The following is a 26,853-nucleotide window of genomic DNA, read 5'->3' as shown; positions in this document are numbered from 1 at the left end:
CCTATGGCTGCTCGCAATGACGATTCAGTGTCCACACAGGCAATACCATTAACAACACCTAAAACTCCTACGATGATACGGTGATAAGCCGTGTATATTAATAGCTTCGATATGTTCTTTGGTACCGTAGCCGGAATTTTTGTGCCATAAATATTGAGGCAATTCAGCACTTAAGTCTAGCATTAAACGATCCCTAGTAACTTTTGCAACAATAGAAGCCGCAGCAATCGATAATGATAAATTATCACCGTTAATTATACTGACAAATCTTTCATCCTTAAACTGCATATTACCGTCCACTAACACTATTTCTGGCTCAAGGCTAAGATTTGCCACAGCAATAGAACAAGCTTTTTTAGTTGCCTCTAATATATTAATATCATCAATTTCGGTATGAGAAATAATAGCAGTTGCCCAAACATAATTACTAGTGATTTGTTCATATAGTAATTCTCTTGTCTTTTTGGAAAGCTTTTTAGAATCTTTAATGCCCGTTATAATATTGGCGTTATCTATTATAACGGCACTTGCTACTACCGGACCTGCGAGCGGTCCTCTACCTGCTTCATCTATACCTGCTACAATACAGTTATGATATTTTTTTTCAAAATGTAATAGATCTACTTCCATAATTGTATTTTTTTAATTTTTGATATATGATAGAGTAGTTTAGAATTACAAAAAAGGAAAAGTGCAAAATTATTTTCAATTATTAGGACTTCCGCAAGAGTATAATATTAATTTAAAGATATTAGAAAAGCAATATTTTGCTATGCAGGCAAAATATCATCCTGATAAAGCAAAAACTTTGCAGGAAAAGGAACAAAATCTAATTACTGCGGCTGAATTAAATAACGCTTACTCTACTCTTAAAGATGCCTTAAAGCGTGCTGAATATATGCTGCTTTTGCAAAAGATAAATTTGAATGACGAAAAAACACGTAGTTTACTTTCGCCGCTAGAATTAAGCATATTCTGGGATGAAATGGAAATAATCGAAAATACTATCTTATTTAGTGATTTAGAAAAAATAAAAGACAAATATGAATTAATGAAAAAGCTTGAAATTGATTCTTTAAAACAAGCTTTTGAAGAACAAAATCTATCAGACGCAACTATAAAAACTAGCAAGCTTAAATATATTAGGACATTGCTGCATAAACTGCAAGAAAAAATAAAATCATGCAAATAATAGAAATTAGGGAACCGGAGCAAGCTGATTTTAAGCAAGAACGGCAAATAGCAGTCGGTATCGATTTTGGCACTACTAACTCATTAATAGCTATTGCAGCTAATAGAAAAGTTAAAGTTATTAAATCTATAGATGATAAAGAATTAATCCCAACTACTATAGATTTTACAAGTAACAATTTTACTATAGGTAATAATAAAGGACTGCGTTCTATTAAAAGACTCTTCGGTAAAACATTAAAAGAAATTCTAAATACTCCGGCACTTTTTTCGTTAGTTAAAGATTATCTAGATGTAAATAGTAGTGAGCTTAAGCTAAATTTTGCAAATAAACAACTGAAAGTCCCCGAAATTGCAGCAGAAGTTTTTATTTACCTAAAAAATCAAGCAGAAGAACAATTAAAGACTAATCTAACTAAAGCAGTAATAACAGTACCTGCACATTTTAACGATGCAGCAAGAGGCGAAGTAATGCTTGCGGCTAAAATAGCAGGTTTTGAAGTATTAAGGCTAATTGCCGAACCTACTGCAGCTGCCTATGCTTACGGCTTAAACAAAAATCAAAAAGGCTGTTATTTAGTATATGACCTAGGCGGCGGCACTTTTGACGTATCTATTCTTAATATACAAGAAGGTATTTTTCAAGTTATCGCAACAAACGGCGATAATATGCTTGGTGGCAACGATATAGATGTAGTAATTACACAATATCTTTGCAATAAATTTGATTTACCTAATTCTATAGATACTTTACAACTTGCAAAAAAAGCAAAAGAAACTTTAACATATAAAGATAGTTTTAATAATGATAATATATCAATTAATAAGCAAACATTAGAGCAATTAATTTTGCCTTTAGTAGAACGTACTATCAATATAGCTCAAGAGTGTTTAGAACAAGCAGGAAATCCAAATATAGACGGAGTTATTTTAGTAGGGGGTGCAACCCGCATTCCTTTAATAAAAGACGAATTATATAAAGCATTTAAAATAGATATTCTATCAGATATCGATCCTGATAAAGCAGTTGTATGGGGGGCTGCATTACAAGCAGAAAATTTAATAGCACCCCATACAAATTCATTATTGATTGATGTAGCACCTTTATCGCTGGGTATGGAATTATATGGCGGTATAGTTGAAAAAATCATCATGCATAATACTCCGATTCCTATTTCGGTAGTAAAAGAATTTACGACTTATGTCGATAATCAAACCGGTATACAATTTCATATATTGCAAGGTGAACGTGAAATGGCTGCCGATTGCCGCAGTTTAGCTCGATTTGAGTTAAAGGGACTTCCTCCTATGAAAGCAGGATATATTAGAGCCGAAGTTACTTTTGCTATTGACGCAGACGGTATATTATCCGTTTCTGCTTATGAGAAAATCAGCAATACATCACATGCTATAGAAGTAAAGCCAAATCACGGTATTAATAAAACAGAGATTGATATTATGTTAGAAAACGCGTATAAAAATGCTAAAATAGATTATACTACAAGATTATTACAAGAAGCAGTAATTAAAGCAGAGGCTTTAATCTTTAGCATAGAACGTGCTATAGCGGAATTAACAACTTTATTATCGGAAAGTGAGATATCTATAATTAATTCTTTATTAGATAATATAAAAGAAGCCGCACACGCTAGAGATCGGATCTTAATTAATAATTCTATTAAAGAGTTTAAATCCAAAATAAAAAAATCTATGGATACAAAATTTAATATAATAATTAATGATTTGCTAAAAGGCAAAAATATCAATCAAATTAAATAGCCTCAGTTATATATAAAATATTATATATAATCGAACTAATTTAGATAAGAAAAAATAAGAAGAATGTCAGGAAAAATAAAAGTAACATTTATTATAAATGATGGAGAAGAAAAAACAGTAGAAGCACCGATAGGGCTTTCTATTTTAGAAATTGCCCATAGTAACGATCTAGACCTTGAGGGCGCTTGTGAAGGATCGCTTGCTTGTGCTACTTGTCACGTTATTTTAGAAGAAGAATTTTACAACAAATTAAAAAAACCTACGGAAGCAGAGGAAGATATGCTTGACTTAGCCTTTGGTCTTACCGACACTTCTAGATTGGGATGTCAAATTATTTTAACCGAAGAATTAGACGGCATAAAAGTGCGCCTTCCTTCTGCTACTCGTAATATAAAATTATAATGGATTAAAAAAGTGATACGTAAAATACTTCTTTTTGTGTTTTTAGCCTTTACTATAATATGGTTTGCAACTGCATATACTATAAAAAATAACGTTGTAAGTTTAATTAAGAATTCTGAATCTGATAATCTTAAAATATCTTATAATGCAGTTAAGTTTTCAGGCTATCCTTTTAATTGGAAAATTACCGTAACGGATCCTAAAGTAAAATTAATTGATCATGTAAATTCTAAAGAATTTACATGCAAAAATATTGTCCTAAATATAGCTTTTAGTACTAAAAGAGCCGCTCTTAATTTCGGTCCTTTTATTAGAGAAGTCGATAATTACGGCGACAAAACATTTACCTATGATGTACGCAGCGATGATGACATAAAGGGTATAGGAAAATTTAATAAACCTTTATATAAAATATCAAAAGATGATAATTTAAAAGAAATATTAAAATCAATTCAGTTAAATAATAAAGCATTATTGATATTTAAAGATAATCAAGAAATCTTTAAAATTAATGATTTAGCATTTCTTATAAGAAAACAGAATTTAGCAAGTGAGGAAAATATATCCTTATTTTTAAATATGAATTATTATTCAGAAAAAGATATTTTGAATTTTAAAAATGCTAATTTAGATATTGCTGCTTCTTTAAAATTTGCTGAAGACGGAGAAGATTCAGCTATTTTACAAAATCTTAATATAGAAAGATTTATTTTTACTTGTGATAATGATTCTAAAATTAATTTAAACGGTGCTTTACAACTTTTTGCCAATAAATTACCAAAAGGAAAACTATATTTTGAGCTGGAAAATTATAATTCCATAGTTGATAAATTATTACCGAATAATATTATTTTTTCTAAGAAAATAATTAAAACAATTAATAAAGCTTCCGACGCGCAATTAAATACAGAGCAAAATGATTTAAATTCGGCTTACAACAATATAGAAAAAGCTAAGTTTGATATTGAGTTTTCAGACAAAGGAATAAATATCGGTTCTATTAATTTATTAGAACTAAAACTTGGTGAACATAAAGAAGACCAAAATACCGCAAATAATGCAAATTAGTTTTATGAACAATTTTAAACTAGCGACTATTATTAGCATATTTCTTATTTGCAGTAATATTTATGCTGCTCCAAAAGTCATTAAAATCGGTACCGGCTCTATTTTAAAAGGATATTATGCTATTGGACTTGATTTATGCAAGACTATTACAAATGACGATAAAAATAATGAACATATTAAATGCGAAGTTGTTGCAACAAACGGTAGTATAGAAAATTTAAAATTATTACAACAAGGCAAAATTGATTTAGCCCTAGTGCAAGCTAATATTGCAGTAGAAGCATATGAGGGCATAGGTTATTATCACGATCAAGAAAAAATGCAAAATTTACGTCAGGTGCTTAATCTACATGATGAGTTTTTTACGGTTATTGTAAAAGATGAGGATAAAATAAAAGTTTTTGCTGATATTGACGGAAAAAAAATAACTAACGGTCCGGCATTTTCCAGTAGTAATATTACTTATGATGCCGTACGTTCTTTATATAAATTTGCTAAGGAACCTGAAGAGCTACACATTAATTATGAAGATTCTAGTGATAAATTCTGTAATAAGGAAATAGATGCTATAATAATGATGGTTGGACATTCTAACCCCTTAGTAAATTTAATAGCTAATAAGTGTGAAATTGATTTCGTTTCAATTGACAATGATAAAATAACGGAAGTAATAAAACAAAATAGAGCTTTTCATAAAGCCATACTTCATAAGGGCTTATATCCAGGGATTACCGATGATCAAACTACAGTAAAAGTATCAGCAATCCTAGTAACTAGAGATGAGGCGAATCGTGATATTTTAGATAAATTTATCGGAGCTTTTCATAGAAACGTAGCAAATTTTAAATTTTCTAATTACTTATTAAATAACCTGGACATTAACTATTTCGCCGATACTCAAAATTTTGTTCTACCAAAACATGATTCAGTAAGAAACAAAAACTAACAATATCTTATGTCTGAAAATACTATATTTAAAAATATACTTATACCTATAGATTTAAATGATAAAAAATCTATAAAAGGTATTCTTTCTAAGGCTTTAATGCTTGCGACGCACTTTCAAGCAAAATTACATTTTATGTATGTAATTCCTGAATTCGGTACGAAAATGTTTGAAGATTACTTACCTAAAAATTGGAGAACGGAGAAAAAAGAAAAGTATAAAGCTCAAATTAAAGAGCTTATCAAACAATATATTCCCAATGCAATTGAAACAGATTATTATATAGGTAGCGGTGCCGTTTATGATGAAATAATTAAGCACTCTAATGAAATTAAAGCCGATTTAATAATAATCTCTGCAGTCAGACTACAATTAAAAGATTATATGCTTGGACCTAATGCTTCTAAAATCGTCCGTCATTCAGATATATCAGTGTTAGTAGTAAGAGACGAGTAATAAGTATTATTGACTCTTGGGAGTGCAATTGCTAGCGTGGGTCCATAATCGTCATTGCGAGCAGCCATAGGCTGCGTGGCAATCCACAAAAAATAAAAAAATGCTATAAATTAGCATTTTTTTACTGGATTGCTTCGTCAAAACTTACAGTTTTTGCTCGCAATGACGATTTTGGCTGTTATAACTTCACTTTCAACTTCATAAAGCCTTGATGGCTTTGATATTTCTCTTGTAAATGACAGTTATATTCAAGTAATACGCTTACATTATCTTTTTCAGTTAAAACGCTAGCACCGATATTATAAGCGACTTTAGGTTGCTTCGGTAATGCGATAGTGTCATTAACTTCTCTATCTTTCCATTTTACTTTAGCATTAAGTTTTTTACTATTGTCATTAAAGTAATGTTCTACAGATGCTTGAAGTGCAGGCGTGACACTGAAACCTTCAGCTATTTTCTGCGGTGCTAAAGCTACCTTACCGCCTAAAATACCGCTCCATAAATGCTGCTTTTTAGAAGCAATACTCAAATGCTGAATACCTACATCACTTTCTTGATATGTATCGTCTTTAGAGTGACCGTATCTTATACCAAGATTTGTAGTAAGAGTAATATTACCATTCATAAGATGATTATAACTTAATAAAGTTTCAAAGTTATAATTATTATTCTTATATTTACCGGTTGCAATAGTACCTAAACGGTTGATTTTACTCTTTACTATATTATGATTGTAAGCAAACATAGCTTGTGTATCATAAAGTTTTTCGGTAATTCTTTTTGTCCGTATAAAGTTACGATATGGCTATCAATATTAGTATTTGACCTGCTACCGTTAGATTTAAACTTTGAATCCAATTTAGTATAAGCAATACCGACTAAATCTTTGTAGTTATCAGAACCAATATCAAAACCTATAGTACCCGCCCGAAGCATGACCTTTATAACCGGCAAAACCTTTTTGCATATTAGTACCGTAAGTACCTGCAATCCAAAGACTTTTATCTAACACTTTTGCATCTTCATCCCCGCAGCAACCGCAGCACTAGAGAACATTCTATGCGATATAATATTACAGCTCATTTGAGTGATATCATGAACCGAATTATATATTGCTCCAATCATTTCTTCGTCTTGTTTTACTGCATTTTGCATTTCTACAACTTCAGCAGCTTCAACTCTTACAGCTTCAGCAATGCTTGCTTCTACAGCTTCCTTTATAAAAGCAACTACTTTTGCCTCCTCTTCTTGTCTAGCTTCCTCTTGCTTCGAGTTTTCAAGGCGAACTTCAGAATCCTTAGATGCTGATTTATTTGTACTACTAGATACTTCTACTTTTGTTCGCTCCTGTATTATATTATAATCATCATTTTCATAATCTTCTTCAATGTTAAAATCATCGTCTTCATCATCATCAAAACCTTCAATATTGCCCTCTACAGGAACAATCCTCTCTATACGTTGAACAATCATAATTTCTGCACCAGTATATGGAGCTTCTTCCACCGGAGGCAGGGAACTACCCCTACATCTTTCATATTAATAACTACCGGTGCCGGTGCTAATGGAGCTGCAACTGCAGGAACAGCTATTACCTCTTCTGCGTCCTCTTCAGGATCTGCCGGTAAAACCAATAGTGCAACAGGAGCCACAGAAGCAACAGCAGGAGCTACTACAACTACTCCACCATAGCTTACGTCTCCATTTGCTACTGCTTGTGCTGCTGCCTGACTCAGGATGTCTTGTATCCACTTCTGCTTCATTTACAGCTGCCGCTTCTATAATTGCTGCTAACCTAGAATTATTCAAGTTACTGCATTAATCCTGCATCTTGATTCATTCTAACACATAGATTTCTTGTTGCCTGATCTATATATAACTTGCTACTTCTCTTTTAGGACCTATGAACTCAATATTGGTTCCCTCTTTTATAGCTTGAGTTAATTGATTTATATTAACATCAAGTGCATCTGCATTTTTAGTTGTATATTTCTCAAAAACTTCTTCTACAATTAATGCTTTTAGTTTTTCCTTTCCTTGAGTCTTTATTGCTAACTCTCTTTTTAAATCCGTGTCAACTGAAGCTGCTATAGCTTGAACAGCGGTTTCATATTTTTTCCCCTATTTTAGAAGTAGGAGCAATATAAGCTACTGCCACTGCAACCGCAGCATTTTTTTAGGAAAAAGATTTTCGATAGGCTTTAGACTGTTCCTCTTTCTGACTAAACCGTCCATACCAAGCCCATTATATCCTACCCTCGTAGATAGTGGCGGTCCACCTGCTACCACTATTACCGGTGCCACAACAGGAGGATTAGCAGCTTTCGCTGCTTTTACTCCTTTTAATACCGCTTCTATTTTCTCATCACTTATTATATTAAGAAATTTTACAATTGCCTCTTTGGAGAAATCTTTAGTATTAGGTATTAAAGCTTTCATTTTTAGCAATATAATCTATTCTTTATATAATTGTTTTCTTATCTTGTAGTTCATCTTTTATTTTTATTTCAGTACTTCTTGCCGTAATATGATTTTGTAAGTCCAGCGGTAATTTATCAAAAGTATAGTTTAAACGGTTTATTGCATTATGTTCTTCTTCATTAAATAGCTCTTTAAAAAATTCCTGGTTGGCTATTTTATTATTTCAAGTTAAAGCTTGCCTTGAAATTTGCTTTATTACATCATCATCTTTTAGTCTATTCCAAATATTCTCAGCTTTTATCATTAATTGTGCTTTATCAGGCTTTGCTTCTGAAAATAATGCTAAAGACTCAAGTGGACTTTTCCTTTCTTCTAAAGTTAAAAGTGTTTTGATAGTAATCCTTAAATCTGTTTCTGCACCTAATGTTCTTACTTCTAGCTTTCCGGGATTTCCATTATTTTTAGCTAAATACATCTCATTATGAAATATTCTGTCTAAAGTATTCGGAGCTACAAGAACTTCTGCAACTGCTCTGCCTACAACCGGTGCCAGTGCAGCTATTCTTCCCCTTAATGCAGCATCTTCTTTTGCCTTCAGATTTATAACCTGCTAATTTTAGTTCATCATCACCTATGGCATCTAGATTTGCTATATCCCTAGCTATTGCAAGTCTTATACCTACACCTGCCGGAGGAGGAGCTGCTACTCCACCCGGTAGAGACGGAGGAGACGGTACTACTCCTGCCATTGCTGGAGGTGCTATATTACAAGACCTACTAGACCCTCATTATCTATTCTTATTTCACCTACAGTCTTTTTTAGGACAAGTGCCAGATCACTCATTGTTAAAGCATTTTCTTACCATCCAAATCTTTAGTTATTAAACCGACATCTTTTAAAATCTTGTTATAACTTTTTAGACCTTGCTCATCAACTACCTTATCGTTTTCATTCACTATCTTAATTTTACCGTTATCAATATATGCTTCTTTTAATTTAGCCATCTGCTCTAAATAATTAACTACTATTGCAGGATCAGCTAAAACTTCATTACGGATTGTCTTATGGGAATACTAGATTGTTTAGACTCAAGCTCAACTAAGTTTTGATTAACATAGTTTTTAAATTGATCTAATAATTTATGTTTTGCTTCCGGAGTAGCTACGCTTTTAAACTTATTTAATAAAGGACTGTTTCCTGATTCAGAGTATTTAGCATTAATATCGATGCTTCTTACAGTAGGATCAGTAATATTAGTACCAAAAAATACATGTTCAAAAGCTTCTGTTGTTAAAGGAGCTTCAACATAATTATTTACAACTTTTAAATCGTCATTAGCATCTACACCGCCTGTCATAGCTATATATTTTAACTGCTCCAAAGGTGTATTTAAATTTTCTATGTTATTAAAATGTATAGCCTTTTTAATTTTATCGTTAATACTGACAGCATTTGCCCCTTCAGCTTTAGCAAGGATTTCCAATACTTGAAGTCTATTTTCTAGAGCCATCTCTTACTCGTTACGTCCTGTTTCTACTGCTGTATTACCTGTTAAAATCAACAACTTCAACACCGGCTGCACGTGCTTCTCTTCTTTCTCTAGCACCGTTAAGTACAAGAGCAACTGCTTGAAGTCTAGTGACTTCTATTATTTCATTATTGAATAATCTTCTTTCCCCCGGCATAAAATCGTCAACAAGGTCACCAAAATCCGTACGGTCCTGAATTCCTTTTATAACATTAAGCTTTTGAGCAGGAGTTAATATTTGGTAGTCAGCAGTATGGTTTAATATATCATAGATTTCTATATCTGCTTTTGCTTCCCCGGTCACAGCGGTAAGGATTGCAGCATTAGCACAGCTAAGTAAGAATAATTTTGTAAGTTTAGAATTTATAGATTTAATATTTTTTCCATAATATCTAATTTCTCCTTAAATCTTAACAATTACTTAAAATATTAATACTTTTTTGTTATTAAAGATAATGATACATGAAGAAATATTATGTCAAAAATTTATATTGATGGGCTATAAAATAGGATAGTAACGTGGATTTTATATGATATTTTAGTATTTATAGGAAGCGTAAAGCTTAATTTTATTAACATTTGGTTAATTTATTAATATCTCGTAGAGCATTATACGATATTACTTCTATACATGCAAGCTATATTATCAAAATTTTCATTATTTTTAAAATGCTTTATAATGATTGTTATATAACATGATGTCATTCCAGCATGAATACCCAAGTCGTCATTGCGAGCGAACGTTAGTGAGCGTGGCAATCTCAGGAATTTTTCCAATATTGCTTCGTCAAAACTTACAGTTTTTCCTCGCAATGACGAAAAAATCGTTCCATGCAACCGCGCTTTCTTGCCTACGCGGGAATGACATTAAACTATAAGGTATATACTTTGTCTCTCAAAACCAAATTACTTTTTATTACAATCAGCGGCATTATAATATTATATTTTGCTATTCCTCCTGCGCCTTTACTTAAAGACGTAAGTTTCTCACAAAGAGTATTTGACCGAAACGGCGAGTTAATGCGTATTTTGCTTTCTAAAGACGATAAATATAGGATATTCACTCCTATACGTGAAATACCGGCAAGTTTTATAGAAGCAGTACTAATTATATGAAGACAAGCATTTTTATGAGCATTTTGTAACCCCGTTTCTTTAGCCAAAGCTTTTTATTCTATTTATTTACAGAATAATCGTAAAATAGGCGGCTCTACTATAATAATGCAAGTAGCACGTTTAAGATATGGAATACACTCTTCTACTATTCTTGGTAAAATCCATCAAATCATTAAAGCTATTCATATAGAGCTACATTAATTCAAAAGATGAAATCCTAGAAGGTTATCTAAATCTAGTGCCTTACGGTAGTAATATTGAAGGGATAGCAGCCGGCAGTTATATTTACCTCAATCGTGACCTAAAAGATTTAAATTTGATCGATATTCTAAGCCTTGCAGTAATCCCACAAAATCCGCTTAAAAGAGGCGGGAATGATATTAATATTTTTAAAGCACGTAAATATCTATTTACCGAGTGGCTCACGATTCACCCACAAGATATTATTTATAATCAGTTAATTAGTTTGCCGATTAAATTTAATCACAATAAAAAGCTTCCTTTTATTGCACCGCATTTTACTTTAGACATACTAGCAAATAATGATAGCCCTATTATACGCACTACTATAGATAAAAATCTGCAAGCTACTATAGAAAAACAAGTACGGCTATATATTAATGATCGGAAAAAATATGGCATTAATAATGCCTCCGTAATTCTTATTGATTTTACTACTATGGAAGTGCTTGCAAGTATTGGCTCCGGAGAGTTTTTTAATAACGATATTTGTGGACAGATTAACGGCACTAAAAGCCATAGATCTCCAGGCTCAGCTTTAAAAGCGTTTGTCTATGCACTTAGTTTTGATCAATCACTAATACATCCATTAACTTTACTAAAGGATACACCTACTTACTACGATCATTATAAACCGGAAAATTTTGATAGTAGGTTTGCAGGCGGTTTAAGTGCTAGAGAATCGTTAATAAAGAGCCGTAACGTACCTGTAATCTTTCTGGCGTCTAAGTTAAAAAAACCGAATTTTTATGAGTTCTTACAACAAGCAAAAATTAGCGGCTTACGAAAACCTGAAAATTATGGTTTATCTATAGTACTCGGCACAGCAGAAATTACTCTTGAGGAGTTAACTACTCTTTATGCTATGCTTGCTAATTTCGGTACTTATAAACCGCTTAGAAAAGTATTGGATTCTCCTATGTCATTCCTGCGAGAGCAGGAATCTATAAAAAATGACCTAAATATTGGAACAAAAATTTCATATGATTTACTGGATTCCCGCTTTCGCGGGAATGACATAGGAGAGGACAAGGATGACACAGACACCGTACTACTATCCCCCGAGGCAAGCTATTTAACACTTGATATTATAAAAGATACGACTCGTCCTATTACCTATAATAATACAAGGCATAACTTACCGATTTATTGGAAAACAGGTACTTCCCGTTCATTTAGAGATGCACTTAGCGTCGGCATATTCGGAAAATACGTACTTGCTGTTTGGGTTGGGGATTTCAAAGGGCAAACTCACGGGACATTTACGGGTAATATTTCTGCAGCCCCTTTATTCTTTAATATTATTGAATCCATAGCTAGACCAAATAAAGATGAGGATTTAATCCTTTCAAAAATTAATGCACTAAATATTACTAAAGTAAAAGTTTGTGCAGATACGGGAGATATCGATAACGATATGTGTCCGGTTAAAGCAGAAACCTTATTCATTAAAGGCAAATCACAAAAAATTAAAAGGAAATGTTATATGCGTAATAACACAACATAATGAAAATAATCATGAAAATATTATACCGATGTTACAAAATAGCATTGCTATTAACAAGGATATATTAGAATTCTCTGATATAAAATTTTTCTATAAACCTACTTCTCAAAATGGGGAAATAAACCTCTTGCTAGAACTAAAACGCCTAGAAGAGAGAAAAGGAGTACAAAATTTAGAGATAAAGAAGCTAAGTTCATTGCTAAAGGAACAAGACAGTCTGATAGAAAATTTACATACACAAATACAGATAAATGTAGAATGTATAATTAATACTATCCAATCAATTTTTGAAGACTTTAATGTATATACACCTCTTAACTACTCAAAATTTTTAGATAATAACTATAAGGATTATATTAAACCATATTTACCAAGTTCTCCAATACAATATCCGGCTACAGAAAAAACTCTTTCTTGTTTTGAAGGATTAGCACAATTATCAGAATTTCAAGCTATCATATTAAACAAACAAGCTAATAACCTTATAGGGGTAATATTTCAAATTTTAGATTCTATTGAGCAATTCACAGACAATAAACCGGTTATTCAAGCTTACCGATATGTATTAAACCTACAAATTAAAGAATTATCATTATTTGAAGAAATGTTATCTACAACATGGTCTCAATCCAATGATTGCTATAGTTCCTTAATTGAAATATGTGATTTATTCATACAAAATAATTATCTATCTTCTATAAAAAATATAGAACCTAAACACGATCAACCAGTGCAATATTATAAAGAAGCCATAGAGTGGTTAAATAAGTACTCGGACAAAGAGCAGAAGTGACTCAAACTATAGCTAGCTGCCACTCTAAAATAGGCAATACATTGAGCGAAGAAGAAGATTATAATGGAGCTTTAGCTAATTATAATGCAGCTCTAACATGTAATGAAGAACTTAAAGAAATGTACAATAAAATTGGCGATATGCTATTTAACTTAGGACGTGAAGACCCAGCTATTATATTTTATAGAAAGAATAATAAATTAGACTCTATATTAAAATGTTATGACAGTCTTATAAATAAGGCTGAAAAGCCTATAAAATATGATTTATATATGGCACAAGGAAACGAACTTTGCTTTCAAAAACAACAGGCAACAAATGCTGCAGAATCATATTTTAAAGCAGCGGGTGTTGTACGTGATCCTCAAAAAGAACGAGATGCAATGCTTATGGCATACAATACTTTCTTAGGAAACCCAAATAATAACGCAATTCAACAAACAGATATTTCAGAACAACAACAAAGAGAGGGATATCTTAATGGTATAATCGGCGATATTATTGATCTGTGATCGTTCACTGGTGTTAAGCGGCTTATTATTCCTCTCTATCATCCCGTGATTTATTCACGGAATCCAGTAAAACATATAAAAATTTATTTTTATATGTTTATTTTGTTAAACATGTAGTGTAGGTACAATATTGAAGTTATTTTTTCTGGATCCCGTGGTCAGGCCACGGGGTGACAGTGAAAAACCCATGAACGCTCACATTGATCTATCTATCTCAGTAAATCATTTATGCTTACTTTAGCTCTAGTAGTTTTATCGACTTGTTTTACGATAACTACGCAATAAAGTCCAGACTTACCGACTTCCTTAGCAGGTAATACTCCTGGAACTACAACGGAATAAGCCGGAATTCTGCCGTAAATAATTTCACCTGTATCTCTGTATACTATTTTTGTAGAACTACCGATAAACACCCCCATACTAATTACTGCTCCTTCCTCTACTATTACACCTTCTGCTATTTCCGATCTTGCACCGATAAAACAATTATCTTCAATGATAACAGGCTTTGCTTGCAACGGCTCAAGCACCCCACCTATTCCCGTACCGCCTGAAATATGGCAATTCTTGCCGATTTGAGCACATGAGCCAATAGTAGCCCATGTATCAATCATTGTTCCCTCATCTATATAAGCACCTATATTAATGAAAGAAGGCATAATTACAACATTTTTAGCTATATAAGTACCGGTTCTAACAACAGCTCCGGGCACTTTGCGTATAGCTGCTTCTTTGAATGTATTTTTATCAGTATCTGCAGAAAATTTAGGAGCAACTTTGTCATACCAACTATTATAATTGTTATTATAAAGTTGTGATTCCGTAGTGATAAAATATAGCAATATAGCTTTCTTTACCCATTCATTAACTTGCCAACTATTTTCTTTCTTTTCACAAACACGAATCATACCTTGATTTAAGCTTTCTATAATATCATTAAGAGTTTGCTTTAGTGTTATAAGCTTTGAAGAATCTTGAAGAAGTTTGTCCTTAATTTGCCAAGCTTCTTCAATTTCTTTAATAAGAGAGGACATATCTTTTAACTGTTTTATTGCCAAAAATAATAAATGAGATTATCATGAAGTCAAACATAATAATTATAATTAACTATGTATATTAATTGCCCAAATTGCCAAACAAGATTTATTGTTACAAGCAATCAAATAGGTATTAACGGACGACGAGTAAAATGTTCCAAATGTAGCCATTTGTGGTATCAGAAATTAGACTATAATACTAGTACATTAAATGACTTTAAAGATAAAGTAAACACGGGAACTATTAAAACTCCTATTAAAAATCATTACAATGCTAATGTGCCGGTTATTTTACCGTATATGCCTCCTAAGAAAAAATATAATATATTTCCAATATTATGGACTAGCTTTATAATTTTTTGTTTAGTGATATTACTAATAGATAGCTTTAAATTCTTAGGTAAATATGATCAATTAAAGATAGAAGAAATTAATTTAGGCAAATCTCGTCATATAGGCAGTATGAAGATATTCTATAAATTATCTAATGAGTCTGATTATTTAATTTCCGATCCTATAATCAAAGTGAGAGTAATGGATACTAATAATCAAGCTTTAGATGAATATGTATCAATTACAAAACTACAAACAAAAATCCCTGCAAAACAAGCAATATATCTAGAAATGAATATTGAAGGGATCCCTATTACAGCAAAATATATTGATATTGCTATAGGTAATAGATTAGGACTTTTATTTAAGTGAGGACGTTGTTGCATAGACCGACAAAATCCACTGTCACCCCGTGGTTTAACCACGTGGTCCATCAAAACAATTAAAACACTATTGAGTATTGTACGAATGTTGCCGTTGACCTGAGTATAAAGGCAATTGATGTTATTCCCACGTAGGCGGGAATCCAGTAAAACATATAAAAACTTGTTTTTATAGGTTTATTTTTATTAAATATGTAACATATATTCAGGTTGTCTTATCCCTGCCTTTGCAGGAATGACATACTAAACGTTCATACAATAGAGAGTCAAACCACACTATAACACCTAACGCATTTTTCGCCCCACGCAACGATGCCATGTGGGAATGACATAGAAGCTATGCCACAACATCACTTAAAAATAAAAATACCCATAAGCCGAATCTTATGGGTATTACTAAAGATATAATAATTTTTTCGTGTATTAGGAAACACCACAATTTGAGCTATTGGTATCACTTGATACCATATTAACAATGTCTGGAGCTTTAAATAATATAATGATTGCAGTAACTACCACTAAAGCTACTTCCCACTGCAATTTTCCTCTTAATGTTTGAATTCCCAGAACAATTATACCGACAACAGCTATACCTTTTGCAGTATTGCCTCTGAATACTTTAATTAACTTACATAATGCATCACCTACAGGATCGTCGACATTAGTACCACTACTACTACCCAAGCTATCAAAAGCTACCATAATAATAGCCACGCTTAGAATAGTAAATAATATGCGTAACGATAGATTATAATCGATTAACTCTTCGTTTAATTTACGAATAGGAAAGTTCATATGTTTTACCTCAATAAAATAATTAGCATTTAAAAAATAATGTATAATTTATTTATATATAAATCAACTCCTAAATATATGCAATTTTAATTAATATGCAAAAATATTTTAAAAACACCTATTTTAAGTAACATTATAATCACATATAGTATAATTTAACTTCCAAATATATAAACAAATGTAAATAAAAATAACCAAACCACATCCACAAAATGCCAGTACCATGCAGCACATTCAAACCCTAAATGTCCATTACCTTCTGTAGTAAAATCTCCTCTTTTTGCTCTAAAGTAGCAAATTATTAGAAATATAGTACCTATAATTACATGAACTCCATGCAAACCCGTGGCTAAATAAAAATTAGAAGCATATATACCATCTGTAAATTTAAACGCCGCATGGTAATATTCATATGCCTGCATAGTTGTAAAAAATATTCCAAGCAATATGGTAAGAGCAAGTGCAGTTACACAATCTTTTTGATTTTTTTCTTCTAAGGCGTAGTGAGCCCAAGTAATGGTAGTGCCTGATAAGAGTAGTATTAAAGTATTGATAAAAGGAATATCAAACGGCTCAAAAGTTTTAATTGTAGGTGGAGGCCAAATGCCCTGCTTTACAACCCATACACCGTCTAAAAGACCTACGGGTGATAGACTTGATTTAAAAAAAGAAGCAAAAAATACACCAAAAAATACTATTTCCGTTAAGATAAATAACGCCATACCTATTTGTAAACCTTTTCTAACAGGACTAGTATGCTGATGTTCGACTATTCCTTCTTTCACTACATCTCTCCACCAAGAATATAAACAGTAACCTACTGAAATAATCCCTGCAGATAAAATATATATATTAAATTTGTAGCCATGCATACACGAGACGCCGCCTATAACCAAAAGAAGTAAAGCAAAAGATGTTAGGACGGGCCAAGGGCTTGGGTCTACTATATGGAATAAGTGCGATTTAGTAATAGAATATGAATTATTTAAAATTATCTTTTGACTCATATTGCTACTCATATTGTTATTTTATATTTCCTAATTATCACCAATAACAAACTACAAAAGTAATCATGCTATTCGCATGAGTGAAAATAAATATAAATTATTATTGATGTAAAAGCAAATTCTAGAAGCAGATTATATAGAAAATATACCCCATAACTTAGAATTACATTATTTATTATTAATGACAACTAAAATCTCTTGACTCTTTATATTATTCAACTAATATATAAGACCGCTAATAAGTTGCAAGACCAATCTGGCATAACTTAATATTAAGTTATGCCAGGGGTCTATTATTATAAGTGAGTAAAATCATAAAGTATAATGGAGGTTGTTGTTGTCTTACAGCAACGGAGCTTAACCCCTGGCACCTTTATTTATTAATTCTAGATTAGGTTTAGGCATAAATTAAATAAAGGAATTGCGAGTAGTATTAGCTATGTTTGATAAAAATAAAGATTTATTAATTCTAAAAAATACAAATGCAAAAAATAAAAAAAAGTTTTTCTTTTCATCACCATTTCTAATAATATTATTAATGTTTTTTTATTATCTTCTTAATGCCTTAGAAGTAAAATATTTCTAGATTTTTCAACTAATTAAGCTGTTAACTCTAAATTTTCTTACTTAAAATTATAGAGATACGACAAATTATCTTCACTATTTTACTAGTTATTGCTGTAAATATTGCCTCAGTACTATCATTCATTATAGCAATATTTTTATGTTCAATTTCATCAAGTCGAAATTTAATAATATTATTTAATAATTCTGGCTCAACATTTTTATTTTCTAAATAATTTATTTGCTGTTCATAATGTTTTTCTATTACTTCTTCTACACTCTCGGTAATAAGCATCGCCGTTTTTATTCCCATTAAGGAAGATAAAGCACCAAGTAAAAATCCGTAATGATGCCAAAAAAATAATAAAAATGTGGGTCTTACTTCTTTTTCCAGTAATTTTTTTTCAAAATAATTTAAATGCACTTCTTCATGGTCAAGCATTTCTTTAATCAATATATGATCATTTTGAGATTTAATATATTTTAGCTGTCCTTGATAAATTCTTTTTGCACCATATTCCCCGGCATGATTAACTCTAATTATCTCGTGAATTTGTTTGTCAGGGTCAGAAAAATCAGGTCTAGGCATAATGTATACTCGTTTAATTTGAAAAATTGGCTACGTCATCTTAAGAGCTACGGTACTCACGTATTAAGTATACGCTCCGCTCCTCGCCTTATAGTCTCCTTGCTCTTTTCCAAATTAAACTTCGTCTACTCTTCATTTACTTTGGAGTATACTTTGGAATAAATCGAAACTAGCAGGATTTAACTTATAATCCACTTCTGCCTGTTGTAGCACTTTTAAAGTCTTTAGACATTCAGTGAGGCTAAGACCGTTTGCTATCTTCGTAAAATCATTAATATACTGATAGAAAATCGGTGGTGATAATGATTTTATTGCAAGTTCCAAACGCTCACCATTTTTTACTTTCGACAAAACTATATATAAATTTAAATAATGCCTTATTAATGCTCTAATAATTAAAACTTCATTGATATTTTGTTTTTTTAATATATTAAGCTCTTGCAGAAAATTACTATAATCTTTTTTTGAAAAATACATTGCTAAATCACTGCCGTTTGCCGTAATTTCGCTACTTATAACTTCTAGAACGTCGTTTAAAGTAATTTCGCGTGCGTCGTGAACAAAATATATTAATTTATTTATTTCGCTACAAATTAAATCATGATCACCCTTTAAATGAGCTTTTAAATAAGTGATAGCTTCTTTACTTATAACTTTATTAGTTTTTTCTACTTTACCTAAAATAATTCGTTCAATTTTTGCTTCATCGTCATGATAACAAGCAACTGCCGCTAAATATTCTTCGGTTTCAAAAAACTTTCTAATGCTCTCACTAGAAGTCATTTCTTCACCTATAAATACAGGAAAATTTATATAATCACTGCTTAGAATTGTTTTTAAATTCTTATCGATTGAATTCCCAACCGATCTAATTTTAATTAATTCTTTTTGACCAAAAAAATTAGACGAATTAAGTAATATTTCTAAAGATGACATATTAAGATCTGCGTATTCTATAGAAGTTTGTAGCATATTTAAGCTTTTTACTAAATGCTTACAAATTTTTTCTATATAACCTTTATCAGGACCATATAGTAAAAGAGCTCTAATCTTTCCGGATGTTATTAGTTCAAATAATCTACCTATTTGTGAAAAATAAAATTTCATAGCTTAACTATTTCCGTGTAAAATATAAAATTAATCTGCTACGAATTTCTTCTGCTGCTTGATATACCAAGTCTATTCCTGTTGCATCTCTTTCAACATTTGTTGCATATGGTGTAAAAATAGCATTATATGACGTGTTTTGGTAAAACTGCTCTTCAATTAAAACCTTTTGGCTTTCTATATCAATTAATTTATATCTAACTAATTGATTAATATATTCCCTTAAAACATTGGAGTTTTTTTCAATAGTAGCAGGCATAGTTATTGCGATAAGCTTTACTTTAAGCAGGTATTTTGCTTGTGCTTTCTGAGGTAAAATACTAGTTAAACGATGATAAAACTCAGCTCCTTCAATTGTTCGAATCGGTTCAACTTTAATAGCTTCTAAATCATTATTTCTACTGTATTTTTCACTATATACCGGTTTTAAATTACAACAATTACAACTGCTCATTAGAAAGAATATAATTATTACAAATAAAGAACGCATATATTAGATTTAAGATTGGTTTTTTATATTAATAACAGTTTATTTCGATTTTGTGCAAGAAAATTATAATAATTAGCATTTATTAATATTTATAGTAACAATATATTAATTTATGTTGACATTAATAAGTGAGGCTTGTATACCTCCGTTTCAAAAATTTTAAGGTATTATTAGATAGATGTTATTCAATAAACTTGCTCTAAGTATTCTAATACAAATAGTATTGGTAAAAATAAGAACATATTTTCCACTCCTACAAAAAGAAAAAGTAACTTTAACAAAATATAGCTTAACAGCAAATATTGAAACACTCAAAGCAAAGACAGATGAAGCTAAAACTGTAAAGATTACAAAAGAGGATTTAGAAAAATCTTTTGAGTTATATGAAGAAAAATTGATAATATTAGCACAAAAACTATCATCACAAACATCAATTAGTTATGATGCTTATAACCCTCAAACAAAGTATTACCTATTGATAGGAGAAGATGGAAATATCCAGTATATCCCTACTACTGAATTATAATTTTTTAAGCTTTAAATTTAATCGGTAAGTTTTACATACTTACCGTTTTTTATTAAAGAACTCTCTATATCTTCCTTGCAAATCTAATACTCTATGTTAAATTTACAAGGAAGATGCTTGTCCGATAATTTACAAATTTTTTATACAAGCTCCATTATTGTATGCTTATTTTTTCCGATTATAGACATATTATCTTCTAAATATTTGTGCATATCTTCTCTGCCCAACCGTCCCATGGTTCTATATTAAGCCGGTCTATAATAATATATCTCGTTCACAATTTTGCAATATTTCTAATATTTCTTTATTAGTATTATAATATCATAGAGTAAGACCTGAAGCATCTTTGATCATTACTAAATAAGGATTTTTTGCTAATAAAGCTTTGATAATCTCTTTGTTAGCAATTCCTGTAACTGCTGAATGTAACACTGTTGAAGCGTTATAGGTTAACTCACGTATTTAGCTAATTCTAATATTTTTGCAACTAATGTTTGTTCTTTATCCTAAACCGCATCATGTAAGATATACTTATTATTTTTATCAAATAGAAATGCTTTTAGTTCATCTTCATCATTCTTGTCTATTAATACTTTGAATTTTCTTAATAAGCTTCTTTTTTAGAAACATCCCTCTCTATATCATCACCTGAACGTGGTGATTGATAGTGAATCCTGAGTATTAGATTTTTTGTAAAAAACTAAAAAAAAAGATGTTTTTTGTTTTATCTACTGTAGGTATTTGTTCTTTAGTCATTAATTCTCCTAAATTTATTAATTATTTTAGGAGGAATTGTTAATTTATCACAATGTCATTAGTTACTGAAGTTTTATATTTTCCATATCCCAATCATGAGAAATAGTATTATACTTTAATATATAAGGCTTAGTATCTATAGAATCTAGAGTTACATCAGCAATCATATCATCATGCGACGAGATAAGTTCATTATAACCGAAATTAGCATAATAAGGTTGATAATTTCTAAATCTAACCGTTATAAACTTCTCTTTAGTAATAGCCGGTAGGAATTTCACCAAATCATCAAGATTACTTAAAGCTAAATCTTTCATCTCAAAAATTTGCAATCTATAAACATTTTTATAATCTTTAGTAAAAAACGTTGGTATAGAGCTAAAGCTACTACCGGATTGAACGGAAGCTATACTTAGAGCTTTAAGCGGAATACCTGATTTATTACTAAAATAATCATCGGCTTCAAAAAATACTGCACCGCCGAAATTTATCATTTTAGCGATTTTATTATTGTTCACATCATATAAATCTACTGCTTGTTCTAGCTTTTTTCCGTCACGAAATATAGTAAGTTTAATAGCTATTCCTTTGAAATTATCCATTTCTCTATCAAATAATGCTAGATTGCCGCCGAGTTCCTTATCATTAACTGCCCAAATAATATCACCGGCTTTTAAAGATTTTGCGGCAGGTGATCCGGCTAGAACTGCCTGAACGCTTATCACTCTATTTCTACTGTCAGGAAATTTCTTTATATATTTATCCATTTCTTCTTTAGGGAAATTGTGATGTCTAACTGCTTTATTTAAAGAATATAACTCACTTATTATTCCTATATGTTTTCTGCCTGGTTGTTTATTATTCTTTAAACTTTCTAAAGTGCGAACTACATAATCACCGTGCAGCGCTAGAGAATGAGTTTTACCGCCACCATATAATACTCCTATAGCCTCAATCTTATCGTTTAATACCGGTGAACCGCTAGCACCTCCTGTAGTATTTAAATTAATAACATAAGTACATTGCGGCATTAAACCTTCAATATTATAAAGATCGGACAAATAACCGGTATGGAAAGAAAAACCTTTTGCTTCTGTGTTACCGACTACAAAAACCTTTTGATTTAATTTTGGAAGTTCGCTTGCAAAAGATATTTGCGTTGCTGATGCCGGTATATCTTTACTCTCTACTTTTAAAACGGCATAATCTTGCCAAATATCGTAATAGATAAGTTTTGCTTCTGCCTGCTCACCGTTATAAAAAGTAACAAAATAAGTTCCGATAGACGCACCGCCGACAACATGAGTATTAGTAATTATATAACCGTTGTTCTTATCGTTGATAAATCCCGTTCCAGTCCAACTACTTGTATCGTCATATGCCGATACGGCAATTCTAGTATCGATCGTTACGATTGCTTTCTTTGCTTTTTCAAATATAATAGTGCTTGTTTCGCTAGATGCTAAAACTATATTATTTAGGAACACTAAATTAATAATAAATAAAAGTTTTAGTAAAATCGGTAGTTTTTTCATTGTCACCTCTTGTAAAATCATTTAAGCCACACTATATCAAATCAAAAGTTATAATAAAATAAAAAAAAGAAAACGAGGAATCTTATGGGAAAAGTAATAGGTATCGACCTTGGGACTACCAACTCTTGTGTTGCGGTCATGGAAGGTAAAGAACCAAAGGTAATAGAAAATGCAGAAGGTGAAAGAACTACGCCGTCAATAATAGCTTTTGCAAACGGCGAAAAATTAGTCGGGCAATCTGCTAAGAGGCAAGCAGTAACTAACCCTCGCAATACTATATATGCGGTAAAGCGATTAATCGGTAGAAATTTTATCGATCCTATGGTTAGGAAAGACCAAGGTATTGTACCGTATAATATAGTTAAAGCCGATAATGGGGATGCATGGGTCGAAGCGGATAATAATAAATATTCACCAAGTCAAATTAGTGCATTCATTTTACAAAAAATGAAAGAAACTGCTGAGAATTATTTAGGGGACAAAGTAACACAAGCAGTAATTACCGTACCTGCTTATTTTAATGATGCACAGCGTCAAGCAACGAAGGATGCCGGTAAAATAGCAGGTCTTGAGGTCCTTAGAATAATCAACGAGCCGACTGCTGCAGCTCTTGCTTACGGTTTCGAGAAATCGGCAAGTAAAACTATTGCAGTATACGATCTTGGCGGCGGAACATTCGATGTTTCAATTCTTGAGATCGCTGACGGTGTTTTTGAAGTGAAATCAACAAACGGCGATACATTCCTTGGCGGTGAAGATTTCGATACAAGAATATTAAACCATTTAATAGATGTATTCAAAAAAGAAAACGGTATAGATTTAAGTAAAGATCCTTTAGCACTTCAACGTTTGAAAGAAGCCGCAGAAAAAGCTAAGAAAGAGCTATCTTCTGCAGTAACTACCGATATTAATTTACCTTATATTACGGCTGATAGTAGCGGTCCAAAACACTTAAATATTAAATTTACTAGAGCTGAACTAGAAAAATTAGTAGATGATTTAATTGAAAAAACAATTGAGCCTTGCCGTAAAGCATTACAGGATGCAGGTTTTAAAGCTTCTGATATTCAAGAAGTAGTATTAGTAGGCGGTATGACTAGAATGCCGAAAGTACAAGAAGCCGTAAAAAAAATCTTCGGACGTGAGCCGCATAAAGGCGTAAATCCCGATGAGGTTGTAGCTCTCGGTGCTGCTATTCAAGGCGGAGTACTTAATAAAGAAGTAACGGATATATTATTATTAGACGTTACACCTCTATCCCTTGGCATTGAAACTCTTGGCGGCGTATTTACAAGATTAATCGATCGTAATACTACTATACCTACTAAGAAGAGTCAGGTATTCTCAACTGCTGATGATAACCAGCATGCCGTAACTATTAGAGTATTCCAAGGTGAACGTGAAATGGCAAAAGATAATAAATTACTTGGTCAGTTTAATCTCGAAGGTATACCTCCTGCACCAAGAGGTTTGCCGCAAATAGAAGTAACGTTTGACATTGATGCTAACGGAATAGTGCATGTTTCAGCTAAAGATAAAGCAAGCGGTAAAGAGCAGAAAGTAACTATTCAAGCTTCCGGTGGTCTTAGCGATGCGGAAATTGAACAAATGGTTAAAGATGCCGAACAAAATGCTGATGAAGACAAAAAGCGTAAGGAACTTATTGAAGCAAAAAATGCTGCCGATAGTTTAGTTTATTCTACTGAAAAAACTCTTACAGAATATGGCAATAAATTATCATCAGACGATAAAGGAGCTGTTGAAGCAGCACTAGCCGCTTTAAAAGCCGTACTTGAGTCGGAAGATGCTGCTTTGATTAAAGAAAAGACCGAAAGTTTAACTGCAGCTAGCATGAAAATCGGTGAAGCGATGTATAAAGCACAAAGCGAGAGCCAACCTGCTGAAGAAAGTGCCGCTAATGATGAAAAAATAGTAGATGCCGACTTTCAAGATGTAGAGAAGAAGTAGAAGTAATTTCGTCATTGCGATCAGCTATAGGCTGCGTGGCAATCTCGTAAATATCCTGAGATTGCTTCGTCAAATTACTATGTAATGTTCCTCGTAATGATGTTACAATCTCATTTTATAAATTAAATTATGTCACAAAATTATTACCAAATACTAGGGGTTAGTAAAACAGCTAGCCAAGCTGACCTTAAAAAAGCCTACCTCAAGCTAGCCAAGCAATATCACCCTGATACTACTGATGCTAAAGATGCTGAAAAGAAATTTAAAGAAATCAATGCCGCTTATGATGTTCTAAAAGATGAGCAAAAAAGAGCTGCTTATGACCGTTTGGGACACGATGCTTTTCAAAATCAACAATCACGAGGGGGAGGAGGAAATCATGGCGGTTTTCACCCCGATATTAACGACATATTCGGTGACTTCTTTAGCGACTTTATGGGAGGCAGCAGAAGATCATCACGCCCAACTTCAGCTAAAGTTAGAGGCTCAGATTTAAAATATAATCTGACAATTAACCTAGAGGAAGCATTTCACGGTATAGAAAAAAATATTAGCTTTTCTAGCGCAGTAAAATGCGATACTTGTCACGGTAGCGGTTCTGAAAAAGGTGAAACCGTAACTACTTGCGATGCTTGCAGCGGTGTTGGAGTGACTAGAATGCAGCAAGGATTCTTTACGATCGAACAAGCTTGTCATAAATGCCAAGGTAACGGACACATTATAAAAAATCCTTGCAAGAAATGTCATGGCATGGGACGTTACCATAAACAACGAAATTTATCGGTAAATATTCCTGCCGGTGTTGAAAACGGTACTAGAATAAGACATACCGGAGAAGGGGAAGCAGGTATTCGAGGCGGTAATAGCGGTGATTTATACGTTGATATAGCAATAAAACCACATGATATTTATAAAGTAGACGGAGCACATCTACATTGTAAACTACCTATTAGTTTTGTGAATGCTGCTCTTGGAGGAGAGATAGAAGTACCGGTAATTGAAGGCGGAAAAGTAAAATTAACAATTCCTGCAGGCACACAAAACGGTGATCAATTAAGGCTACGCAACAAAGGTATGTCTAAAATGAGATCAACTATTAGGGGTGATATGCTCACGCATATTCATGTCGAAGTACCTAAAATTTTATCTAAAAGACAACGTGAATTACTAGAAGAATTCAAAAAAGAATCCATAAATGAAAAAGAAAATGACGGCAGCTTTTTTAATAAAATGAAAAGTCTGTGGTCGTAAATTTTATTTACCTTTCCTATAGAAATGAAACCTCCACTCCAATATTATAAAATATTATTTGCATAATATTACCGGAGGTTTTTATGCCTTATAAAAATAATAACAATTTACCTGATTCAGTTAAAAATCATCTTCCGAGCCATGCTAAGGATATTTATCGCGAAGCTTTTAATCATGCATTTGAACAATATAAGGATGCCCGATAAAAGACGTGGAAATGACTCTAGAGAGACAGTTGCACATAAAGTAGCATGGGTCATGGGTCGGCCGTAGAAAACAAATACCATAAAAATGATAAAGGACATTGGGTAGCGAAATAAGTCCAAGAATATAGACGTATTCACTTCTAGGGGTAGGTAATTTGTACGTCGATCCGGTACTTGAATCCTCACGTACAAGTTGTACGCTGCGGTTCTGCGTTCTGTGTCTCCTTCAAATTCCTCCCTATAAACGAGTTTCTGAATAGGTCTAATTTATAAGTTTGTGAGATTTTAAATTGAATCCTTGAAATTCTGTAAGCCTATATGTATATTTAGTTATTAACTGAATTTA

Annotated in this window: 29 protein-coding genes and 4 pseudogenes; 14 read left to right on the top strand and 19 right to left on the bottom strand. The window is 32.1% G+C overall.

The window, feature by feature from the left end; translation table 11 throughout:
- Positions 1 to 48: 48 nt before the first annotated feature.
- On the bottom strand, positions 49 to 630 hold the full coding sequence (locus MCC_RS01890) for a ribonuclease HII (protein ID WP_014408294.1): 582 nt from the start codon (positions 628 to 630) through the stop codon (positions 49 to 51).
- A gap of 61 nt (positions 631 to 691) precedes the next feature.
- On the opposite strand from MCC_RS01890, the gene hscB reads away from it, so the two are divergent.
- From hscB to MCC_RS01860, 6 genes are all read left to right on the top strand, one after another.
- Entirely contained in the window at positions 692 to 1,192 is a 501-nt protein-coding gene (hscB, locus tag MCC_RS01885) for a Fe-S protein assembly co-chaperone HscB (RefSeq protein ID WP_014408293.1), read from the top strand.
- Positions 1,183 to 2,970 (top strand): Fe-S protein assembly chaperone HscA, encoded by a 1,788-nt coding sequence (gene hscA, locus MCC_RS01880; protein ID WP_014408292.1) that lies wholly within the window; start codon positions 1,183 to 1,185, stop codon positions 2,968 to 2,970. Before hscB ends, hscA begins: the two co-directional genes overlap by 10 nt.
- A 63-nt stretch (positions 2,971 to 3,033) precedes the next feature.
- Complete coding sequence (locus MCC_RS01875) at positions 3,034 to 3,372, top strand: ferredoxin family 2Fe-2S iron-sulfur cluster binding protein (RefSeq protein ID WP_010423662.1); 339 nt, start codon at positions 3,034 to 3,036, stop codon at positions 3,370 to 3,372.
- Positions 3,373 to 3,384: 12 nt separating this feature from the next.
- A complete protein-coding gene (locus tag MCC_RS01870; protein WP_014408291.1) occupies positions 3,385 to 4,440 on the top strand; it encodes an RP198 family tick cell line-upregulated protein in 1,056 nt (351 codons plus the stop codon).
- 4 nt (positions 4,441 to 4,444) lie between these two features.
- Positions 4,445 to 5,386, top strand: a complete 942-nt coding sequence (locus MCC_RS01865; protein WP_014408290.1) for a TAXI family TRAP transporter solute-binding subunit — start codon at positions 4,445 to 4,447, stop codon at positions 5,384 to 5,386.
- A 9-nt stretch (positions 5,387 to 5,395) separates the two neighbouring features.
- Positions 5,396 to 5,842 (top strand): universal stress protein, encoded by a 447-nt coding sequence (locus tag MCC_RS01860; RefSeq protein ID WP_014408289.1) that lies wholly within the window; start codon positions 5,396 to 5,398, stop codon positions 5,840 to 5,842.
- 178 nt (positions 5,843 to 6,020) lie between these two features.
- On the opposite strand, the gene MCC_RS09990 is transcribed toward MCC_RS01860, so the two are convergent.
- The 9 genes and pseudogenes from MCC_RS09990 to MCC_RS01820 all read right to left on the bottom strand — a co-directional run.
- Positions 6,021 to 6,587, bottom strand: coding sequence for an autotransporter outer membrane beta-barrel domain-containing protein (locus MCC_RS09990; protein WP_231288730.1), 567 nt, complete (start codon positions 6,585 to 6,587; stop codon positions 6,021 to 6,023).
- Positions 6,563 to 6,778, bottom strand: a complete 216-nt coding sequence (locus MCC_RS09985; protein WP_231288729.1) for an autotransporter outer membrane beta-barrel domain-containing protein — start codon at positions 6,776 to 6,778, stop codon at positions 6,563 to 6,565. The genes MCC_RS09990 and MCC_RS09985 overlap by 25 nt, the downstream gene beginning before the upstream one ends.
- A gap of 69 nt (positions 6,779 to 6,847) precedes the next feature.
- Entirely contained in the window at positions 6,848 to 7,315 is a 468-nt protein-coding gene (locus MCC_RS09980; RefSeq protein WP_231288728.1) for a hypothetical protein, read from the bottom strand.
- Positions 7,312 to 7,605, bottom strand: a complete 294-nt coding sequence (locus MCC_RS09975) for a hypothetical protein (protein ID WP_231288727.1) — start codon at positions 7,603 to 7,605, stop codon at positions 7,312 to 7,314. The genes MCC_RS09980 and MCC_RS09975 overlap by 4 nt, the downstream gene beginning before the upstream one ends.
- A 385-nt stretch (positions 7,606 to 7,990) precedes the next feature.
- Positions 7,991 to 8,281: a hypothetical protein gene (locus tag MCC_RS09350; protein ID WP_014408288.1), complete on the bottom strand. Its 291-nt coding sequence runs from the start codon at positions 8,279 to 8,281 to the stop codon at positions 7,991 to 7,993.
- Positions 8,282 to 8,486: 205 nt separating this feature from the next.
- Entirely contained in the window at positions 8,487 to 8,738 is a 252-nt protein-coding gene (locus tag MCC_RS07605; RefSeq protein ID WP_014408287.1) for a hypothetical protein, read from the bottom strand.
- Positions 8,739 to 8,742: 4 nt separating this feature from the next.
- The gene (locus tag MCC_RS01830) at positions 8,743 to 9,012 is read right to left on the bottom strand and encodes a hypothetical protein (protein WP_014408286.1); all 270 of its coding nucleotides are present in this window, start codon (positions 9,010 to 9,012) and stop codon (positions 8,743 to 8,745) included.
- Positions 9,013 to 9,109: 97 nt separating this feature from the next.
- Complete coding sequence (locus MCC_RS09345) at positions 9,110 to 9,268, bottom strand: hypothetical protein (RefSeq protein ID WP_196792971.1); 159 nt, start codon at positions 9,266 to 9,268, stop codon at positions 9,110 to 9,112.
- Between the two features lie 404 nt (positions 9,269 to 9,672).
- Positions 9,673 to 10,096, bottom strand: a pseudogene (locus tag MCC_RS01820) (cell surface protein); the annotation flags it as partial.
- Positions 10,097 to 10,680: 584 nt separating this feature from the next.
- Between MCC_RS01820 and pbpC the strand changes: the two are divergent.
- The 3 genes and pseudogenes from pbpC to MCC_RS07185 all read left to right on the top strand — a co-directional run.
- Positions 10,681 to 12,610: pseudogene (gene pbpC, locus MCC_RS01810) on the top strand (penicillin-binding protein 1C); the annotation flags it as partial.
- 73 nt (positions 12,611 to 12,683) lie between these two features.
- A complete protein-coding gene (locus MCC_RS09970) occupies positions 12,684 to 13,448 on the top strand; it encodes a hypothetical protein (RefSeq protein ID WP_014408285.1) in 765 nt (254 codons plus the stop codon).
- A complete protein-coding gene (locus MCC_RS07185) occupies positions 13,445 to 13,960 on the top strand; it encodes a tetratricopeptide repeat protein (RefSeq protein ID WP_014408284.1) in 516 nt (171 codons plus the stop codon). The genes MCC_RS09970 and MCC_RS07185 overlap by 4 nt, the downstream gene beginning before the upstream one ends.
- Positions 13,961 to 14,169: 209 nt before the next feature.
- Here the strand turns inward: MCC_RS07185 and dapD are convergent, their stop codons facing one another.
- Positions 14,170 to 14,994, bottom strand: a complete 825-nt coding sequence (gene dapD / locus MCC_RS01790; RefSeq protein WP_014408283.1) for a 2,3,4,5-tetrahydropyridine-2,6-dicarboxylate N-succinyltransferase — start codon at positions 14,992 to 14,994, stop codon at positions 14,170 to 14,172.
- A 75-nt stretch (positions 14,995 to 15,069) separates the two neighbouring features.
- On the opposite strand from dapD, the gene MCC_RS01785 reads away from it, so the two are divergent.
- Positions 15,070 to 15,702, top strand: a complete 633-nt coding sequence (locus tag MCC_RS01785) for an MJ0042-type zinc finger domain-containing protein (protein ID WP_014408282.1) — start codon at positions 15,070 to 15,072, stop codon at positions 15,700 to 15,702.
- Positions 15,703 to 16,136: 434 nt separating this feature from the next.
- On the opposite strand, the gene MCC_RS01780 is transcribed toward MCC_RS01785, so the two are convergent.
- From MCC_RS01780 to MCC_RS01760, 5 genes are all read right to left on the bottom strand, one after another.
- Positions 16,137 to 16,508: a TrbC/VirB2 family type IV secretion system protein gene (locus MCC_RS01780; RefSeq protein ID WP_014408281.1), complete on the bottom strand. Its 372-nt coding sequence runs from the start codon at positions 16,506 to 16,508 to the stop codon at positions 16,137 to 16,139.
- A gap of 155 nt (positions 16,509 to 16,663) precedes the next feature.
- A complete protein-coding gene (locus MCC_RS01775) occupies positions 16,664 to 17,515 on the bottom strand; it encodes a cytochrome c oxidase subunit 3 (RefSeq protein WP_041405399.1) in 852 nt (283 codons plus the stop codon).
- 613 nt (positions 17,516 to 18,128) lie between these two features.
- Complete coding sequence (locus tag MCC_RS01770; RefSeq protein WP_014408278.1) at positions 18,129 to 18,668, bottom strand: demethoxyubiquinone hydroxylase family protein; 540 nt, start codon at positions 18,666 to 18,668, stop codon at positions 18,129 to 18,131.
- A gap of 132 nt (positions 18,669 to 18,800) precedes the next feature.
- Positions 18,801 to 19,775 (bottom strand): DNA polymerase III subunit delta, encoded by a 975-nt coding sequence (gene holA, locus MCC_RS01765; RefSeq protein ID WP_014408277.1) that lies wholly within the window; start codon positions 19,773 to 19,775, stop codon positions 18,801 to 18,803.
- Between the two features lie 7 nt (positions 19,776 to 19,782).
- On the bottom strand, positions 19,783 to 20,265 hold the full coding sequence (locus MCC_RS01760) for a hypothetical protein (protein ID WP_041405398.1): 483 nt from the start codon (positions 20,263 to 20,265) through the stop codon (positions 19,783 to 19,785).
- A 178-nt stretch (positions 20,266 to 20,443) separates the two neighbouring features.
- On the opposite strand from MCC_RS01760, the gene MCC_RS01755 reads away from it, so the two are divergent.
- Positions 20,444 to 20,791 (top strand): hypothetical protein, encoded by a 348-nt coding sequence (locus MCC_RS01755; protein WP_014408275.1) that lies wholly within the window; start codon positions 20,444 to 20,446, stop codon positions 20,789 to 20,791.
- 140 nt (positions 20,792 to 20,931) lie between these two features.
- Here the strand turns inward: MCC_RS01755 and MCC_RS11050 are convergent.
- Together MCC_RS11050 and MCC_RS01745 are read right to left on the bottom strand one after the other, a co-directional pair.
- Positions 20,932 to 21,223 (bottom strand): annotated as a pseudogene (locus MCC_RS11050) (hypothetical protein).
- Between the two features lie 386 nt (positions 21,224 to 21,609).
- Entirely contained in the window at positions 21,610 to 23,103 is a 1,494-nt protein-coding gene (locus tag MCC_RS01745; RefSeq protein WP_014408274.1) for a S1C family serine protease, read from the bottom strand.
- Between the two features lie 63 nt (positions 23,104 to 23,166).
- Here MCC_RS01745 and dnaK point away from each other — a divergent pair, with 63 nt between their 5' ends.
- From dnaK to MCC_RS09965, 3 genes are all read left to right on the top strand, one after another.
- Positions 23,167 to 25,050 carry a molecular chaperone DnaK gene (dnaK, locus tag MCC_RS01740; protein ID WP_014408273.1) on the top strand — a complete coding sequence of 628 codons (1,884 nt, stop codon included), beginning with the start codon at positions 23,167 to 23,169 and terminating at the stop codon, positions 25,048 to 25,050.
- A 129-nt stretch (positions 25,051 to 25,179) separates the two neighbouring features.
- A complete protein-coding gene (dnaJ, locus tag MCC_RS01735; RefSeq protein ID WP_014408272.1) occupies positions 25,180 to 26,301 on the top strand; it encodes a molecular chaperone DnaJ in 1,122 nt (373 codons plus the stop codon).
- 83 nt (positions 26,302 to 26,384) lie between these two features.
- Positions 26,385 to 26,507, top strand: coding sequence for a ChaB family protein (locus MCC_RS09965; RefSeq protein WP_014408271.1), 123 nt, complete (start codon positions 26,385 to 26,387; stop codon positions 26,505 to 26,507).
- Between the two features lie 148 nt (positions 26,508 to 26,655).
- Here the strand turns inward: MCC_RS09965 and MCC_RS11605 are convergent.
- Positions 26,656 to 26,759: pseudogene (locus MCC_RS11605) on the bottom strand (palindromic element RPE1 domain-containing protein); the annotation flags it as partial.
- Positions 26,760 to 26,853: the final 94 nt, after the last annotated feature.

This window comes from Rickettsia rhipicephali str. 3-7-female6-CWPP (assembly GCF_000284075.1).
Taxonomy (GTDB): domain Bacteria; phylum Pseudomonadota; class Alphaproteobacteria; order Rickettsiales; family Rickettsiaceae; genus Rickettsia; species Rickettsia rickettsii.
The sequence above is the reverse complement of the archived record's forward strand: the minus strand, read 5'-3'. Positions and strand labels throughout refer to the sequence as shown.

What these genes read in the sequence shown, in the direction of transcription:
- MCC_RS01890 (WP_014408294.1), bottom strand. Translation starts at nt 630, where the DNA reads ATGGAAGTAGATCTATTACATTTTGAAAAAAAATATCATAACTGTATT.
- hscA (WP_014408292.1), top strand. Translation starts at nt 1,183, where the DNA reads ATGCAAATAATAGAAATTAGGGAACCGGAGCAAGCTGATTTTAAGCAA.
- MCC_RS01875 (WP_010423662.1), top strand. Translation starts at nt 3,034, where the DNA reads ATGTCAGGAAAAATAAAAGTAACATTTATTATAAATGATGGAGAAGAA.
- MCC_RS01865 (WP_014408290.1), top strand. Translation starts at nt 4,445, where the DNA reads ATGAACAATTTTAAACTAGCGACTATTATTAGCATATTTCTTATTTGC.
- MCC_RS01860 (WP_014408289.1), top strand. Translation starts at nt 5,396, where the DNA reads ATGTCTGAAAATACTATATTTAAAAATATACTTATACCTATAGATTTA.
- MCC_RS09990 (WP_231288730.1), bottom strand. Translation starts at nt 6,587, where the DNA reads ATGTTTGCTTACAATCATAATATAGTAAAGAGTAAAATCAACCGTTTA.
- MCC_RS09985 (WP_231288729.1), bottom strand. Translation starts at nt 6,778, where the DNA reads ATGCTTCGGGCGGGTACTATAGGTTTTGATATTGGTTCTGATAACTAC.
- MCC_RS09980 (WP_231288728.1), bottom strand. Translation starts at nt 7,315, where the DNA reads ATGATTGTTCAACGTATAGAGAGGATTGTTCCTGTAGAGGGCAATATT.
- MCC_RS09975 (WP_231288727.1), bottom strand. Translation starts at nt 7,605, where the DNA reads ATGAAGCAGAAGTGGATACAAGACATCCTGAGTCAGGCAGCAGCACAA.
- MCC_RS09350 (WP_014408288.1), bottom strand. Translation starts at nt 8,281, where the DNA reads ATGAAAGCTTTAATACCTAATACTAAAGATTTCTCCAAAGAGGCAATT.
- MCC_RS07605 (WP_014408287.1), bottom strand. Translation starts at nt 8,738, where the DNA reads ATGTATTTAGCTAAAAATAATGGAAATCCCGGAAAGCTAGAAGTAAGA.
- MCC_RS01830 (WP_014408286.1), bottom strand. Translation starts at nt 9,012, where the DNA reads ATGGCAGGAGTAGTACCGTCTCCTCCGTCTCTACCGGGTGGAGTAGCA.
- MCC_RS09345 (WP_196792971.1), bottom strand. Translation starts at nt 9,268, where the DNA reads ATGGCTAAATTAAAAGAAGCATATATTGATAACGGTAAAATTAAGATA.
- MCC_RS09970 (WP_014408285.1), top strand. Translation starts at nt 12,684, where the DNA reads ATGTTACAAAATAGCATTGCTATTAACAAGGATATATTAGAATTCTCT.
- dapD (WP_014408283.1), bottom strand. Translation starts at nt 14,994, where the DNA reads ATGTCCTCTCTTATTAAAGAAATTGAAGAAGCTTGGCAAATTAAGGAC.
- MCC_RS01785 (WP_014408282.1), top strand. Translation starts at nt 15,070, where the DNA reads ATGTATATTAATTGCCCAAATTGCCAAACAAGATTTATTGTTACAAGC.
- MCC_RS01780 (WP_014408281.1), bottom strand. Translation starts at nt 16,508, where the DNA reads ATGAACTTTCCTATTCGTAAATTAAACGAAGAGTTAATCGATTATAAT.
- MCC_RS01775 (WP_041405399.1), bottom strand. Translation starts at nt 17,515, where the DNA reads ATGAGTCAAAAGATAATTTTAAATAATTCATATTCTATTACTAAATCG.
- MCC_RS01770 (WP_014408278.1), bottom strand. Translation starts at nt 18,668, where the DNA reads ATGCCTAGACCTGATTTTTCTGACCCTGACAAACAAATTCACGAGATA.
- holA (WP_014408277.1), bottom strand. Translation starts at nt 19,775, where the DNA reads ATGAAATTTTATTTTTCACAAATAGGTAGATTATTTGAACTAATAACA.
- MCC_RS01760 (WP_041405398.1), bottom strand. Translation starts at nt 20,265, where the DNA reads ATGCGTTCTTTATTTGTAATAATTATATTCTTTCTAATGAGCAGTTGT.
- MCC_RS01755 (WP_014408275.1), top strand. Translation starts at nt 20,444, where the DNA reads ATGTTATTCAATAAACTTGCTCTAAGTATTCTAATACAAATAGTATTG.
- MCC_RS01745 (WP_014408274.1), bottom strand. Translation starts at nt 23,103, where the DNA reads ATGATTTTACAAGAGGTGACAATGAAAAAACTACCGATTTTACTAAAA.
- dnaK (WP_014408273.1), top strand. Translation starts at nt 23,167, where the DNA reads ATGGGAAAAGTAATAGGTATCGACCTTGGGACTACCAACTCTTGTGTT.
- dnaJ (WP_014408272.1), top strand. Translation starts at nt 25,180, where the DNA reads ATGTCACAAAATTATTACCAAATACTAGGGGTTAGTAAAACAGCTAGC.
- MCC_RS09965 (WP_014408271.1), top strand. Translation starts at nt 26,385, where the DNA reads ATGCCTTATAAAAATAATAACAATTTACCTGATTCAGTTAAAAATCAT.